14 protein-coding genes are annotated in these 16,634 nt (G+C 45.5%); 1 reads left to right on the forward strand and 13 read right to left on the reverse strand.

Annotated features, from left to right (window positions below; translation table 11 throughout):
• Positions 1–244: 244 nt before the first annotated feature.
• The 6 genes from htpG to MH215_RS11245 all read right to left on the reverse strand — a co-directional run bounded on the left by htpG (position 245) and on the right by MH215_RS11245 (position 9,076).
• Positions 245–2,125 (reverse strand): molecular chaperone HtpG, encoded by a 1,881-nt coding sequence (gene htpG / locus MH215_RS11220; protein WP_239290240.1) that lies wholly within the window; start codon positions 2,123–2,125, stop codon positions 245–247.
• Between the two features lie 709 nt (positions 2,126–2,834).
• Positions 2,835–3,704, reverse strand: a complete 870-nt coding sequence (sigJ, locus tag MH215_RS11225) for an RNA polymerase sigma factor SigJ (RefSeq protein ID WP_239290242.1) — start codon at positions 3,702–3,704, stop codon at positions 2,835–2,837.
• Positions 3,705–3,726: 22 nt separating this feature from the next.
• Positions 3,727–4,914, reverse strand: a complete 1,188-nt coding sequence (locus tag MH215_RS11230) for an NAD(P)/FAD-dependent oxidoreductase (protein WP_239290244.1) — start codon at positions 4,912–4,914, stop codon at positions 3,727–3,729.
• A 427-nt stretch (positions 4,915–5,341) separates the two neighbouring features.
• Positions 5,342–6,241, reverse strand: coding sequence for a nickel transporter permease (gene nikC, locus MH215_RS11235; RefSeq protein WP_239290246.1), 900 nt, complete (start codon positions 6,239–6,241; stop codon positions 5,342–5,344).
• Between the two features lie 19 nt (positions 6,242–6,260).
• A complete protein-coding gene (locus tag MH215_RS11240) occupies positions 6,261–7,265 on the reverse strand; it encodes an ABC transporter permease (protein WP_239290248.1) in 1,005 nt (334 codons plus the stop codon).
• A 161-nt stretch (positions 7,266–7,426) separates the two neighbouring features.
• A complete protein-coding gene (locus tag MH215_RS11245) occupies positions 7,427–9,076 on the reverse strand; it encodes an ABC transporter substrate-binding protein (RefSeq protein ID WP_239290810.1) in 1,650 nt (549 codons plus the stop codon).
• A gap of 775 nt (positions 9,077–9,851) precedes the next feature.
• On the opposite strand from MH215_RS11245, the gene MH215_RS29215 reads away from it, so the two are divergent.
• Entirely contained in the window at positions 9,852–10,370 is a 519-nt protein-coding gene (locus MH215_RS29215) for a YcxB family protein (protein WP_239290250.1), read from the forward strand.
• A 245-nt stretch (positions 10,371–10,615) separates the two neighbouring features.
• Here the strand turns inward: MH215_RS29215 and MH215_RS11255 are convergent, their stop codons facing one another.
• The 7 genes from MH215_RS11255 to MH215_RS11285 form a co-directional block, all read right to left on the reverse strand.
• Positions 10,616–11,560 carry a glycoside hydrolase family 25 protein gene (locus tag MH215_RS11255; RefSeq protein WP_239290252.1) on the reverse strand — a complete coding sequence of 315 codons (945 nt, stop codon included), beginning with the start codon at positions 11,558–11,560 and terminating at the stop codon, positions 10,616–10,618.
• A gap of 465 nt (positions 11,561–12,025) precedes the next feature.
• A complete protein-coding gene (locus MH215_RS11260; RefSeq protein ID WP_239290254.1) occupies positions 12,026–12,520 on the reverse strand; it encodes a phage holin family protein in 495 nt (164 codons plus the stop codon).
• 104 nt (positions 12,521–12,624) lie between these two features.
• Complete coding sequence (locus MH215_RS11265) at positions 12,625–14,040, reverse strand: tail fiber protein (RefSeq protein ID WP_239290256.1); 1,416 nt, start codon at positions 14,038–14,040, stop codon at positions 12,625–12,627.
• On the reverse strand, positions 14,040–14,630 hold the full coding sequence (locus MH215_RS11270) for a YmfQ family protein (protein WP_239290258.1): 591 nt from the start codon (positions 14,628–14,630) through the stop codon (positions 14,040–14,042). Before MH215_RS11270 ends, MH215_RS11265 begins: the two co-directional genes overlap by 1 nt.
• Positions 14,631–14,665: 35 nt before the next feature.
• Positions 14,666–15,805, reverse strand: coding sequence for a baseplate J/gp47 family protein (locus MH215_RS11275; protein ID WP_239290260.1), 1,140 nt, complete (start codon positions 15,803–15,805; stop codon positions 14,666–14,668).
• Positions 15,806–15,809: 4 nt separating this feature from the next.
• Entirely contained in the window at positions 15,810–16,265 is a 456-nt protein-coding gene (locus MH215_RS11280) for a DUF2634 domain-containing protein (protein ID WP_239290261.1), read from the reverse strand.
• A complete protein-coding gene (locus MH215_RS11285) occupies positions 16,258–16,629 on the reverse strand; it encodes a DUF2577 domain-containing protein (RefSeq protein WP_239290811.1) in 372 nt (123 codons plus the stop codon). Before MH215_RS11285 ends, MH215_RS11280 begins: the two co-directional genes overlap by 8 nt.
• Positions 16,630–16,634: the final 5 nt, after the last annotated feature.

Consider the following 16,634-nt stretch of genomic DNA (forward strand, 5'->3'; position numbering starts at 1 on the left):
TCCACTTTGCATCGAAATTGGTATGAGACTGCTTGATTAATTGAGTCACCAACTAATCATGTTAATACGACTGACAACTCACTTTCTGTCCATACACCTATCATTTAGATTAACTAATCCGTTGAGTTACTTGGACATCGTTTGGTTGGCAAGCTCTTCCCCATGACGTATGTTTTGTCGGTATAGTAAAAAGACAGGACATTGTTTGTCCTGTCTTTCACTTTAAACACGTTAAAATGTCGAGTTACACCATCACTTTGCAGATATCGTTTGTGAATTCAACTGGATCTTGAATCGGCAAACCTTCAATCAGCAAGGCTTGGTGATACAACAGGCTTGTGTACAAGCTCAGTTTTTCTTTGTCTTGTGCAAATGCATCTTTCAACGATTTGAAAACATCGTGGTTCACGTTGATCTCCAGCACTTTATCTGCTTGTACATTTTCACTGTTAGGCATAGCTTTCAAGATTTTCTCCATCTCAATGGTAAGCTCGCCCTCAGTGGAAAGACATACCGGGTGGCTTCTCAGACGTTTCGAAGCTTTAACCGCTTTTACTTTGCCTGCGAGCTGTGCTTGCATCGCTTCAAACAACTCTTTGTTATCGTTGTCCTGCGCTTCTGTTTCTTCTTTGTCCGCACTGTCCTCGATGCCAAGGTCACCGCTGGAGATGGATTTGAATTCTTTTTCTTTGTAGTTCGTGATCATCTTGATCGCAAATTCGTCGATATCGTCTGTGAAGTAGAGCACTTCGTAGCCTTTGTCGAGTACACCCTCGATTTGTGGCAATTTTTCAATCCGTTCGATCGATTCACCAGACGCATAGTAGATATACTTCTGATCTTCCGGCATTCTGGAGACGTACTCATCCAAGCTAACCAGCTTCTTCTCTTTGGAAGAAGAGAACAGCAACAGATCCTGCAAGGTATCTTTGTTCACACCATAGTCGCTATATACGCCATATTTCAACTGACGTCCAAATGCTTGGTAGAACTTCTCGTAATTTTCACGCTCGTCCTTGAGCAAGCTTTGCAGTTGGCTCTTAATTTTGTTTTTGATATTTTTTGCAATCAGGCTGAGCTGACGGTCATGTTGTAGCATCTCACGAGAGATGTTCAGAGATAGATCCTCGGAATCCACCATACCTTTAACAAAACCGAAGTAATCCGGCAGCAGGTCGCCACATTTGTCCATGATCAATACACCGTTGGAGTAGAGCTCAAGACCTTTTTCATACTCTTTGGTGTAATAATCAAACGGCGTGTTCTCAGGGATAAACAAGATTGCATTGTATACCACTGCGCCATCCGCACTAATGTGCAGGTGCTTCAGCGGTTTGTCAAAACCGTAGCGCTTCTCCATATAGAAGTTCGTGTAATCTTCTTCGGTCAGTTCGCTTTTATTTTTACGCCAGATCGGTACCATACTGTTAACGGTTTGTTCTTCTTGGTATTCCTCGAACTCGTTCTCTGTACCTTCCTTAGGACGTTGTCCCGTCACATCCATCTTGATTGGGTAACGAATGAAGTCAGAGTATTTCTTGATGATGGATCTTAGGCGGTACTCTTCCAAGAACTCGTCATATGAATCTTCTTCGGTATTTTGCTTGATCGTCAGAACGATCTCAGTTCCTACAGAATCCTTCTCTGCTGGTGTAATCGTATATCCATCCGCACCTTCGGATTCCCATCTCCACGCTTCATCACTGCCCAGCGTTTTACTTGTCACGGTCAGCTTGTCTGCCACCATAAATGCGGAGTAGAAACCAACCCCGAATTGTCCGATGATGTTATGTCCATCTTTTGCTTCATTTTCCTTCTTGAACGCAAGGGAACCACTCTTCGCGATAACTCCGAGGTTGTTCTCCAGCTCTTCTTGAGTCATACCAATACCGGTATCGGTCAGAGTGAGTGTACGATTTTCTTTGTCGATGGTCAGTTTAATGTAGTAGTCCTCTTTGTTGAATACAAGTGAGTCATCGGTGAGGGCTTTGTAATATATTTTGTCAATCGCGTCACTGGAGTTAGAGATCAGCTCTCTCAAAAAGATTTCTCTTTGCGTGTAAATGGAGTTGATCATCATATCTAGCAAACGCTTGGATTCTGCTTGGAATTCTTTCTTAGCCATGAATGGGTGTCTCCTCTCAATTTGGATATCGAATGATTGAGTTAAATATTAAAAGTAAAAATTAGAATCTCCACACAAGCATCACATGGACAGAAAATCTTCTGTCGCTTAATACCTGAACTAATCTAATTCATATTCAAGACTCATTAAATCACTATCGTTGAAGGCTCTCCTCCAGTGACCGTTCCGGTTACGGATCGTTCTTTCGATCGCTGTTGTCTCCAAATTTTTGTGAATTATATTAAATAGGTGAAAATACGGAGACAAAGGCGAACGCTATCGCTTCTTCAGAATCGATTCCGCCCCCTCCACTACTTAGGCTATTAGCCAAGAACCCAATGAAATTATGAGGCTTTCTCTAGATCAGAACATTCAGGAAGACACGCTACGACGTACCGAATATTTTCTGTTCAGCCACACTCGTGTTCTCTTCAAATTCAACAATTTAATATTTAAAACAAAATCATTCCATATGTAGTCGTGTATTTAACAGCATCCTGCATTAGCACTCAGGTCGTTAGAGTGCTAAACCCTACCTTTTATATAACATATGGGAAAATTGGGTGTCAACATGATGGCGGATATTTTAACAAAATGATTGAACAACGCTTGAAATCGAGCGCATCTTCTTATTTTAACGTAATAGGGTAGGCAATACAAAAGCCGCCTCGAACGATGCTTCGAAACGGCATGAAGTATGAGATGAAACTCAGATATGATGAAAAAATCGAAGTTTATCTGGATTTCGAATAAGATAAATGTTGCGAATAGAAAGTCCTATGATATGAATCAGCGCAACGGTATCGACACGCTCTCCCATACGAATAACAACTCCTGTCTGGCCGTTGATCTCTCTCACATCTATCCGTAGTCCATCTTCATGTTGAAATGATTTATGGAAAATACCATACAGAAATTTGAAAACAGAATCTCGTTCTGCAATCGGCCGAACGGCAGCGAGCGCTTTCCCTCCCCCATCGGATATGAGTACGACATCGCTCGCTAACATGGAAATAACTCGCTCTGCGTCGTCCTGCTCAAACGCGGCTATAAATTGGCGAATCCACGCTTCTCTATCCGTCTTGATAATATCTGGTTCCCCTTCGCTCAGCCCCATCTTCCCTTTTGCACGGCTGAAAATCTTTCGGCAATTGATCTCGCTTTTACCAATGATTTCGGCTATACCGCCATACTCAATACCAAGAGCCTCACGCAATACATACACCGCGCGTTCTGCCGGAGACAACTTCTCTAGCATGACCAGGACGGCATAGGACAGCAATTCATCACGCATTATAAAATCAAGTGGATCTACCGTTGAAGTCGGAATGGGTTCAGGGAGCCACTCTCCGACATAACGTTCTCGTCTCCTGCGAGCCGATTTATACAGATCTCGGCATCGATTAACGACCATTTTACACAAATACGCCTTCGGTTCCTCGGTCAGACCAGCCGGATTCACATCGCATACTTTAAGAAATACGTCCTGCACGACATCTTCCGCATCGGTCCACGTACCCGTCATCTGGTAAGCCAGTGTAAGCAATAACTTTTTATACCGACCGTATAATTCCTCCATCTCAGCCACCTCATTCATCCGATCATGTCGTCAACATACTTGCTGCATCCCATGTGTACTCCTTAATTTTCCAACTCAGTTTACCTGTGATGACAAAATCAATCCCCCATTTGTTTACCCAGGTTAACCCTTTGTCAGGACCCAGTCCGATGCTAAACAAATTCATGTAGCTCTCATGAACCGGTGCTTGGCGTCCTTCGAGGTCTGCCAGCATAATCTTGGCAAGCCGAGCAGCCTGGGGAATCGCTTCCTTGCACGTCTTGCCATCGACATGCCCATTAAGCGGGTCTACAATTCTGGCGCAGTCACCAATACTATAGACTCCAGGCATATCCGCCACTCTATAGCTGACATCAACACGCACATGCCCATCAGATATTATCGGCAAGCCGATCGTGTGAATCATCGGATTAGGCAGTAGTCCAAGCGTCCAGACACACAGCCCCACACTCCGCTTTTCACCGTCTGACAACCATATTACCCCATCTTCTTCCTTGATGACCCGTTTATTATGCAGTGTGTTTATACCAATGTCTTGGAGAAGTCGTTCTAGTTTCATTCCTACTTTGGCAGGGCCGTCGAGAAAAAGGCGTTCATGTGCATTGTACAGATCAATTTGAATAGCTTGCGGGTCAAGTCCTAGCCGCTCCCCATCCTTGCGGACATAATAAGCTAGCTCTGCAGCAGTTTCTATGCCACTTATACCAGCTCCTACAATTGCAATGCGCAGCAATCGCTCACGTTCTCTTACATTAGATTCAGAAGCGGCTTGTTGAAGATTAGTAAGCCATACACTCCGTATCTTTTGCGCACTTTCCAGTGAGGTGAGTGCAATTCCACCCTGATCCGGATCGGGCTGTCGAATCACACTGCCCACGGTTACAACGAGCATATCGTAATTCATCTCATGTTCTGCTCCCACATCATTCACATATACCAGCTTTTTCTCTACCGCATTGATATTGTGGACCCTGGCCTGCACCAATTCAACCTCGTCCGGAAACAACTTAGTTAGCGGAATCCGTATGTCTTCATTTGTAACGGCAGGTCTAAACATTAACACTTTACGCAGATGGAAAGCGTTCTTGTCAATCAGAACTAGTCGCAGCGGATGCTTATTCACCTGATCCTTAAACCGTTTACGGATTTCTTTTACTGCATGAATTCCCGCATACCCAGCGCCAATGACAACGCACGTTAATGTTTTCATAATATCCACCTCTTCTGTCGTTTGCATATAGAACGAGGTAGTGGGTTTGATTGTGACATGTGAGTTAGAAAAGATACACAACGGGAAAATTGAATGGCGTGAAATGGAGTTATCGCTGTATGTAAAACAATACCTAATTTCATTTTGCGATAAGGCTAATCATTTTTTGCAGTCCTTTATAACTAATAATAGAATTTTCTACACCACATATTGAAAATACACTGCCCTCTACTTTAACGAGCAGACAGCCGACTATGTAGTCGGCTGTCTATTCAAATATTAATCCGCGTTCTACTGGTTACGGGTACAACAAACCTATACTTCTATTGAAGTAGATGAAACATTGACACATAGCATTCAAGCTATTTTCGCGAATAATTAGTGCCCTGAATTAGGCAAATGACATATAGCTATGGATAGAAGACGTTTACTTTTTCGCCATCTTCGGATCGAGCGTGTCTCTCAGTCCATCCCCTAGCAAGTTAAAGCCAAGTACGGTAAGCATGATCGAAATACCAGGGAAAATGAGTGTCCAAGGTGCTTTCTGAATGAATTGGCGGGAATCGGACAGCATTTTGCCCCATTCTGGATCAGGCGGTTGTGCACCCATACCTAAAAATCCAAGCGCAGCCGCTTCAATAATCGCCGTACCGATACCCAGCGTGCCCTGTACAATCAGAGGCGTAAGACTATTCGGCAAGATATGCCGAAACAAGATTCGTGCATTGCCTGCTCCAAGCGTCCGTGCCGACGTAACAAACTCCTCCTGCCTCAAGCTAAGTACCCTCGACCGCACCAGTCTGCCATAGGTCGGAATGTTGACGATGGCAATGGCGAGCAAGGCATTTTGCAAAGACGGCCCCAGAATAGCGACAATTGCAATCGCGAGTAGAATGCCTGGAAAAGCAAGCAAGATATCAAACAGACGTGAGATAAGCATATCCACCCATTTGCCATAAAATCCTGCAATCAGCCCTAACAGCGCGCCAGCAATAATCGAACCGATGACGGAGAAGAATCCGACCCATAACGAAATTCTCGCCCCATGCAGCACACGGGAGAACACATCCCGTCCGAGATCATCCGTGCCAAACCAATGCTCAGCCGATGGAGCTTGCAAGCGATCTGTGAGAACCTGCTCTTTGTAGTCATAAGGTGAAATATAAGGTGCAATGAAGGCGATTAGGATAAAAAATACAATGATGACCAGCCCGGCAAGCGCTAGCCGATTTTTACGAAACGTTCTCCAAGCCTCCCGCCATGGGCCTGAAGTCGATTTGGTTGCAACATCCACGGAAGCGCCCGTATTCGTCGATAATTTGGCCATGCGGTATCCCCTTCTTGGATTATTTGTAGCTGATTCTTGGATCAAATACGGCGTAGAGTAAGTCTACAATCAGGTTGATCACCACGAAGAAAAAAGCAACGATCAGGATTCCGCTCTGGATCACCGGATAATCTCTTGAACTAATTGCTTCATATATATAGCGTCCGACGCCCGGCCATGCAAAGATGGTTTCGGTAAGCACCGCTCCTCCGAGGAGCGATCCCGTCTGAATGCCGATTACGGTAAGTACGGGAATGAATGCATTTTTCAGCGCATGTCCATACACGACAAAAAACGGACCCAATCCCTTAGCTTTTGCAGTACGGATATAATCCGAACTCATCACCTCGAGCATACTGGAACGGGTCATGCGTGCAATGACTGCCATTGGAATCGTACCCAGCGCAATACTCGGCAACAGCAAGTGTTTCGTCACCGTCCATAGCTGATCCCAGCGACCAGCAATCATCGTATCCAGTACGTACAGACCTGTGATCGCTTCAATCGGATCGCGCGGGTTCATCCTACCGATGGATGGCAACCACTGCAGTTTGTTGGCGAACAGCCATTGCTCCATCAAGCCAAGCCAGAAGATTGGCATCGAAACCCCAACCAGTGCAATGACCATGCAGCAGTAATCAAACCAGGAGTTATGCTTCCACGCACTGACGATCCCCGCATTGACACCAACGATAATGGCGAACAGCATACTTGCCATCGTTAATTCAAACGTTGCCGTCAGATACGGCCCTATTTCCTGGGCAATCGGAACCTTCGTTCGGATAGAAGTTCCTAGGTCGCCTTTGACCAGATCACCGAGATATGCAAAGTATTGTTGAAACCAGGGTTTATCCAAGCCAAGTTGGTCTCGAAGAGCCTGTTTGGATTGTTCTGTTGCCTTTTGTCCCAGAATGGTTTCCGCCGGGTCACCGGGAATGGCATGGATGATGGAAAAAACGATTAACGTCATGCCTAACAGAACAGGCAACAGTACCAATACTCGTTTGACGATGTAACTATTCAATCCTCATTCACCCGCCTTTTGAACAACCGATTAAGTAGAAAAAAACGCCAGCGGACACGTATGCTTCGAGATGATTACGTCCGGATGATGGTTCTGCTAAGCATTGCGTGTGCGCCAGCGCTTTAAAATTCAGACACGGATCACAGTTTACAGCTTACTCATTACTCCTCGAAATAGGCACCTGCATAGGATTCGCTACCCAGCGGCGAAGGAACAAAACCTTTCAACTTCGCACTACCCGCCAGAATTGGCGTGGTATGCACAAGCGGAATCCATGGTGCGTCTTCCTTAATAATGACCTGTGCCTGTTTATACAACTCTGCCCGTTTATCCTGGTCGGTCTCCTTCTGTGCATCCGTCAGCAACACATGCAGTTCCTCGTTGACATAGAAGCTACGGTTGTTACCTGGGATTGCATCTTTATCCAGCAACGTGTACAAGAAGTTATCTGGGTCACCATTATCACCCGTCCAACCGAGCATGTAGATATCGTCCTTCTCCCCAGCTTTGGCATCATCGAGATACGTCGCCCACTCGGGAGACTCAATGTTTGTTTTTACGCCAATTTTCTCAAAATCGGCTTGGATAGCTTCGGCTACTTTCCTACCATCAGGCATGTACGGACGAGATACTGGCATCGCATAGAAGGTTACCGGATCTGGCAATCCGTCAGGGAAGCCCGCTTCGGCAAGCAATGCTTTTGCTTTCTCCAAGTCATACGGGTAATCCTCAATACTATCGTTGTATCCCCATAATGTTGGTGGCATCGGGTTCACCGCAGGCTGAGCTTGTCCAGCAAAGAACGCATCAATAATGCCTTGTTTATTCACCGCATGGTTCAGCGCCTGTCTCACTTTTACATCATCAAAAGGTTTCTTCTTAAAGTTAAAGCCGATATACGCCACGTTGAATGGTGGACGTTCAATCTTCTGCAGGTCAGCATTCGACTCCAGGATCGACAGATCATCCGGATTCAGATCCTCCATCACGTCAATTTCGCCGTTCTGCAAGGCGTTGAAACGAGCTGTATTATCTGGAATGGAGCGAACAATAACTTTGTTCAGCTTCGGCAGTCCTTCTTTCCAGTACGTTGGATTTTTCTCCAGTGTAATGGAGTCGTTGCGCTTCCACTCTTTGAATACAAATGGACCGGTGCCTACAGGATCGGTTTTGAAGTTTTCCTTTTTCTCCTGAATGGCGGTTGGACTAGCAATGCCGAATGGCGTCATCGCGATATTTTGTAGGAAAGGTGCTTGTGGTTGGTTCAGTGTGAACTCCACCGTAGTCTCGTCAATCGCCGTCACTTCCTTAATCACGCGTCCATCCTCTGGGCCAAACATGGAATCGTAATAATCGAAGGAATCACCTTCGAATTTATATTCACTCGCAGGATCACTCCAACGATTGAAGTTGAATACAACAGCCTCAGCGTTAAAATCAGTTCCGTCATGGAATTTCACACCCGTCTTCAGCTTGAACTCGTACTTAAGTCCATCCGCCGAAATCTCCCAGCTCTCCGCAAGTCCAGGGATGACCTCTGTTCCACCTTCCTTGTAATCAAGCAATGAATCGAACACCTGATGTCCAATCTTGAGGGATTCACCATCAGTTACAATGGCAGGATCTAAGGCAACAGAATCTCCACCCCGTCCCATAATCATCGTATCCTGCGTTGCTACTTCCTCCGTTGGTGGATCACTACCTTCCGCTGGAGCAGGCGTGTTCGTCCCCTCCTGGCTAGAGCAACCCGATAGAGCCAAGACCGTACTCATTGCCATAACCATCAAACCGGACAACCATTTTTTTCTCATTCGCATACGTACAACACCCTTCCCTGTCTCAAAATGTGTGTGATGCTGGCGTGCCAAAACAATGATCCCGATGGATGGATAGTGGATACACGTTCAGTCAACATGCTTCCAGGATTGTTACGTACAACATGCAAAATGCTGATCCAAGAAATCGTTGAGGCGTGTATCACATACTATCTGTATCTATTAAGGGCATAACATGCCCATGATACCTTTAATAAATTTGAGCAATCATGTTGAGGAATAGTAGATAAAATGAGAGAGAGAGAAAGAGATGGAACAATTAAACAAAGGTCAATTGATAAGAGTAAAAGCTTGGGCACTTGTTTGGGGTATACACATATACTCATTAGCATAGGGATCATTTAGATAGAAACTAACATAGGAGTGGTTTTCAAGGGTGTTGGAATATACAACAGGGAGACATTACAATAACTTTGGGTGTTATAGTCTTGTCATGATGGGAGGATTATGCTCATAAACTGTGGCAAAAACCATTTTGTGTAACTTACTTTACATCACATTAATCATTTAGACAAGAGATTTACATAGAACGCTCATCAACTTTATGATCTATGTTATTTAAAGTTACATAAAGCACGGAAATAGAACATAGATCGACAAAAAAAGTCTTGGCATCCCCTACTGACCACTTCTCATTTCGTTCGAATTACTAGATTGATGCGAGTTATGTAGCCACTAGATATAAGCTTTATTTTTCCATTTTTACTGAAATACGTTACAATTTAGAAGATATGAATGGAGGCGATTCATTGTGAAGCTACAGTTTAACCTATCTTTTGATGATCTAATCGACTTACAGAAAAATGTGATCTCAAGATCCAAACATCATCGTAAGGTAAAATACATTCTACTCTCTGCGTTCCCTATTCCTTTATTATTGTTAAATCTCATTTTTCAAAGGCCTGTTTCACTTGTAACTATTGGAATCATTCTACTATGGATCATCGTTTTCCCTAGCTTGTACAAAAAATTAACACTCTTCTCCATAGTTCGGATGATGAAAAAACAGAATTTAAATGGCGTCCTTGGCCTTAATACGATGTTGTTAGATGAGCAAGGCATCACACGGAAGACAAAAAACAATCAAAATTTCTTGGCATGGGATCAGTTTGTCGTTGTACGAGAAGATGAGAAGCACTACTATCTATACGTTTCTGATGTGCAGGCGATGATTATATCTAAAAGCGCGTTGACAGATGATCGCACCAAAGAAGCATTTCAGCGGTACTATGATTCGTATTTAGTACCTTTGTTGGAGAAACCGAACTAAAGATTGGTCGCGCATGCGACTCTGATATAGAAAAGCCTTGAAGGTCGATGTGCCCCCCAGATTTCTTTTCAAATAGCTTTTGGGCTAACGCTTCCGCTTCTTCCGTTTTTCTCCCCTCTCCGTTCCGTGTAAAATGATTTGTTAGTAACCGCAAAGAAAGACGCCATCTCATTAGAGATTGGCGTCTTTGGCTTTGGTAAAGCTACATTTACAAGTAGAATGTGTACATTTATTTGGGATCAGCTTTATTTTTTAAACAAACCTCTACGGTGCATGACCGTGATAAAACGATAAAAATCATAACTCGCTCCGTTGTCGATGCTAAACAACGGGTTCTTCGGATCATAGGCTAATGCAGCTTCTACAGCCGCTTTGGCCCATACCGGAACCTCCATTTGCTGGCGTGCCTGTAGTCTCTCCACCTGTGCCTTCAACGCATCAAACGCTGCTTTCTCTTCGGTTGTCATCGGTTCGCCCCCTTTCGGTGGTTCGGTTGGGTTCGGCGGATTTGTGGGTTCTGTCGGTTTAGGTGGATTTGGAGGTGTAGTTGCAGGTGCATATCTGGCTCGTAGCTGCGCTGCCGTCCCTTCAAACTCGTTCATGTCGACGTTGCCCGCAATGCCGTTCACCTTACCTGAATCCGTATACTGCCAGAATGTCCAACGCTTCCAAGCAGGCTGATCATCCGGTACAAGTGTGTTGCTGTAACGCGCGATCCATAGATCATACGACCCGAGCGAGGCATCAAAATTTCCAGCAAATGAATTGCCCGTATATATAATTGGTTTTATGCCAGTAAGACGTTGTAATTCGGTTAAAAAAGCTTTGGCTACAGTGTTCATCTGCGCTCTGCTCAAATTACCGGGGTTATTCTCATAGTCCATGACAGGAGGTAATTGTAATGCCTTCGCACCCCCGACCTTTTGCAACGTGTTCGCATAATGCGCTGCTTCTGCTTTGGCGATCTCTGTAGAGGTTCCGCGGAAAAAATGATACGTTCCCACCAGCATGCCAGCCGCAAGTGCACCAGCCACATTTTGCTGAAAATTTGGATCGGTATATGTTCGTCCCTCCGTAGCCTTGATGAACACAAATGTCATGCCACTTGCCTTAACTTTGGCCCAATCAATCGTGCCCTGATAACGGGAGACGTCAATACCCTGCGTGTTGCCTGGCGTTCTCGTTTGCATGGTTCTCACACCCTTTACGCGGCAAGTTTGCCGTTTGTATATATTAGATGTCAGGACAAGGTAGTTTGCCTGTGTGCATGTCCTGATGTTTTGGAAGTTTTGAGGAGTTTAGAGGGAATGTTGTTGGGTTAGGTTCGGTGGTTGCTGGAATAGTTAGGGTTCGTGTGGTGTGTTATAAAACAAAACTCGTTTAGTGGTTAGGTACCAATCACTAAAATGTCAGAGCTCTCATCGTTTGCTGTTCTCCCTAGATTTTGGATTCCTAATTTGAGAGTAAGGTTAATCATTTTAGTGATAGATAAAACTGTTGGATCTACTCTATTCCTAGTTTATTAGCTAAATGATTCTAAAATATTCTTCGAGGCTAGTCCTATTCGGTTTGCTATAGGTTTGCTTTCAACATACTATTTGAATTTCTATTAGATTTGTTTTTTTGTGCGGTAGCTGAACAATGTAAAGATGCAATTACTTTTTATCTTTTTTCTTTGGTACGTCACTATCATCATCTGTTTGAGCAAAAGATTCATTAGACCTAAAAGGGAGGTTACCGGGGTTATCCCCGGCTCCTCCCTTACCCTTGAGCACTTCTATTGCCTGCCGAATCGCAGGCGGAATGGGCGCGCCCAGCTTGCCACCATTTTCAATAATAGACAACAGCTCATTCGCGATATAAAAAAAGGCGACCGCATCCCTGAACAAATGTCCGTCTCCCAGAACACCGTCCACCAGATGAGCCACCGATACCATTGCAAAAATAAATACTTTACGTGCAATGCCGAACATCCCAATATTGCTTTCTAACTTTCCTGTCGCCCCCGCCGCCGCGATCCCTGATAGGTAGTCTAGAATGACGAATACGAGCAGTACCCCGAGCACACCCGACCATCCTCCAAAGAAATACGTCCCTGCACTACTTATCAGTGCTATCCCCCATTTCCACAGGGTATCCCATCGTTCCATGGTTTCACCTCCTTTGATTCGAAATACAAGATGCTTCAGAAGAAATAAGGTAACTCCCGCATTTAATCGCTTGTTCTACCAAATTTCCGATATATTGATTTCAATTAAATGAATGTAGGTGATTGTACTAATAAAGAAAAATATGATACTGACATTGATACACTACTTGATGAACTAAACCACAAACGTACACCAACTTTTGAACCAGCATTAAAATATATATCTTCCACGTACATAGGACTAGTAGTTCCTCTTACTTCCATTGAACGCAAAGTTCCAGTAGAACCACTACTAGAATAGATTTGTACATATACAGTAAGTCCTGTAGTAGACCATATGCTTCCAAATTGAAGCTCAGTTCGATAAACACCTGCTCTTTTTATAGTTACTGATAAACTAGTTGGGGTTGGCGTTGTTACATTACCTGATACCGAGTCTGAGCTATTGGGTCCATAAATACGAGTATTACCTGGAGTTGCTTCAAATGGTGCAATACTACTCTGATTATAAATACCCGCTGGAATTGATACGGTGTTATTTATATCAGACCTGAATGATGCTGTCCCTCTGTTAGGAAGAGTACCACTTACTAGTCCATTCTCCGTACTAATTGTCTTTCCAGCGCGAACATCACCTTCAATTGCAGTTCCGTACTCCCCCCCTTCACCCTGCAAGATAAAAGCCATTCCATCATAAACAATTGTGTATACTCCACCTTCTCTAAAAAACCCACTCGTTAAATCAGATCCGTTTGATTTTTTTATAAGTTTTGGCCCAGTTCCATTCACATTTAAAGTCGATACCCCATTATTGCTTACATGTACTTTCAACGTTATTCTCATTCCAGCAACGATAGCTGATGGAGCAGGTGAAAGATTAATATTATAAGAATTTGCTGAACCAGTTGTTGTTCCATAACCTACAGCATTATTCCATAGTGCTCTTTCGGCACTTGAAATGTGCTTCAAAGTGTCGTAATCATGTTCAGTTAATTTATCTAAAACATCTCCTACCGCCTTCTCCGTCGCAGCCAAATCTTCACGAGTGCCATCAACTGCGTTGGATAGTTGGACGATACCCTTATCTGTTAAGGATGCATCATCAATAACGATTTCCCCGACCTTCTGATCGGTATATAGCTTTACCTCATCAATATCATCCCTTGTAGGTACTTTTCTCCATGGCCCCCATCCGACATAGTAGTTCCTTTGAAAGACTTGTAGGTTACTCGGTTCAAAGGTTGTTAGAGTTTGAACCACACCAGCATGTTTTTCTATCGTCAAATGAAAGGCTACTCCTACTGGGGAATTAGCTAAAGTTGCTACCGTCGCATTTGTTGGGCAATAATATTCCCCTTCTGTAATATAGCTATTAAGATCAGATTCCGCAGATATAAGGATGGATTCACGTGTCGCCACACCTGCATCAATCTTTTCAAAAATCCCATTAATACTCTCCCGGGTTACACTCTCATTTCCCAGGGGCAAGGGTAACTTCAGTCGATCTGTTTCTTTTGGCATTATGCCCACACCTCCAGTTCGTTCCACGTCAGGGACGCGGCATCTAGTTCATCCCAGGTAATCTGTTTGTTGTCCAGATCGTCCCAGATCAGATAGCGATACTCGTACTCCACAGCCATATGCGCTGGTTTCAAATCATCAATTGCCCGTTTGAGATCATCAATATTGGGCGGAATACCCATCGTATCCACAAAGCTCACCGTAAAACTCCACGCTTCCTGCTGAAATGATACATCCACCTTGCCTCCGGCATACGCCTCAGCTACATTGGCAACAAGCCTGCCTGAGAACTTTCCCGCACCACGCAGCTTGGATTCCACGACAGCACGCCGTTGTTCCACAGGTTTGAGACGATCTGTCTCAACGCCCAGCTCCTGCTCCCAGTAGCCTAATCCCCATGTTGCCGTACGGACAAAAAATTGATCCAATGTCTCATCCAGTGCCTGAACTAAGAAATCTATCTCGGTACCTTTGGACTGCATATCGGCTTGCATCACCCGCGAAGTCTCGTAATAACTGGGCAAATATGAGAAAAGCTCCCGCCCCTTTGGGCTTGTCAGCTTCACAGTCGTCGTAGAAGGATTACTCATATCCGCTAGCCTCCTTCCCACTCTGACTTTTCCCACTATTCATGCACATCCACCGTTCCCAGAACCGCCACCTGACTTGCCGTCATCTCAATATTCTGATCGCTTACGCCATTCACGGTAAGCTCCGAATAGTCGATTATCGGCGGAATGTCGAGCAGGATCGCAGCAATACGTGTGTAGCGAACGAGCGGATCGGCAAAAGCAAGCTGCTTCAGATACGCGGTCACCCCGCGTTCGATCAACTCCCGCACATCGGCTAGCGTGGCATCACTCGCCAGTGTCAGCTTCACCTGAATATTCATCGGCACTTCCTCTGCCGGCATGACGGTTACTACAGGCCCCGCGGGTGCAACGCCTTCACCTTGTCCATCCTGTGTTGGGTCTACGTACTTCTGCACGGCCGCCACTAGATCACTGCCCGCAGCTCGTTTATCTGTATCCAGCAAATACAGCCCCACACTGCCAGGCCCCTGCCAGAGCGGACTAACTCGCGTCGCTCCAACTCCCGGAACTTCACTTGCCCACTGTACATATTGAGCTTTATTACCACTGGTTCCCTGATTGCGGACTTTGGCATAGAAGCGTTCTAGCAAAGCGGTATCTGCTTCAATATCCGCTCCGCCCTTGATTACATCTACGTTCGTGACCGAAGTCACGCCGCTCATCGGTGTAGACAGCACGGTTACCGTGCCTGCTGGCACATTGCTCTCTTTTCCCGCAACGAGTGCTCGTACACCGACCATGCCAGAACCATTTTCACCTATCTCCACACGGCCAACCGTTTCATATTCTAACGAGGCTTCACCCGATACTTCATCCGCGAGTGTTGCCACTACGGTGCCTGCTGGCACCACTTTCCCCGGCGTACCCATGAATCTCACCACACCTTGTGCCACCACCGCAGCACGTCGAACAATGCCATGTTCTCCAACCCGTAAATCCAGCTCCTCCGAACGAAAATTTGGATCACTGCTCGCAGCGGTACTTGCGAATCCACGCCGTAATAATTCCTGTGCCCAGAGTGCTGTCTCAGATAACATGAACGCTACCGGAGCCTCTGCATCCCACAAGAAAGAACCCTCTGACTTATCCAGATCCGCGGGCAGACGATCCAGCATGCGCTGCATAATCTGTTCCTCCGTCTGATCCTCCAAATAACGCGGCATCTCAGCCATCCCGTCAAGTCACCTCACTTTCCAAAATAAACATCTCTTCCTGCACACTCGCCACCCGGCAAGAAAACATACATTGTTCAAGGTTCCAGTTGAATGTGAACTGATCTACCGATTCAGTGCGGGGATCTGCCAGTAACGTCTCACTCACCATACGAGCGATCTCACTTTCCAGCACACCCCGGCGATCCCCCTGCCCGATCAGTTCCTCAAGCTCGGAACCATAGTTCCGAGAATAGATCACATGCCGGTACCGCGGTGTTTTGACCGCTTTGATACACCACTGTACCCAAGCCTCATGAGCATCTGCGACAGCGACCTTCCCACTCGGGGTCAGTACAAAATCCCCCGTATCATAGTCGAATCGCCAGCTCCGTCCAAAGATCACCTCTTCCGAAGCCGCACCCGACAGATCCTCCTCATCTCCCCAGACCACACCTCGACCGGGAAATAAACTAGGCATTCGCACTCACCACCTTACACAGCACTACGATGTCGTTCCCGCTATTCACACGCATGGCAAGCACACGATCCCCAGGTTTCAAGCCTTTTCCCAGCGACCAATTGGCTTCATCTACTTCACTCTCCTGCAAAAGAAACCGTCCTACGCTCGTCGTCCCGCCATTCGCCACATCACCGATCCCTGAAATTGCGCCAACAACCTCACGCTCCGGCAGCGTCAATGTTCCGGGAAACTCAGCAATAAGATAATCCTGCACCTCATGCTTGAAATCATCCAGTTTCACACCCGATGAAGTCACCGTACCCAGTACGGCACCCATTCCACTAACGGCTTGGCGAGAATGGTTATTCATCGCACCACGCATCACAT

Source organism: Paenibacillus sp. ACRSA, assembly GCF_022346845.1.
GTDB lineage: Bacteria > Bacillota > Bacilli > Paenibacillales > Paenibacillaceae > Paenibacillus.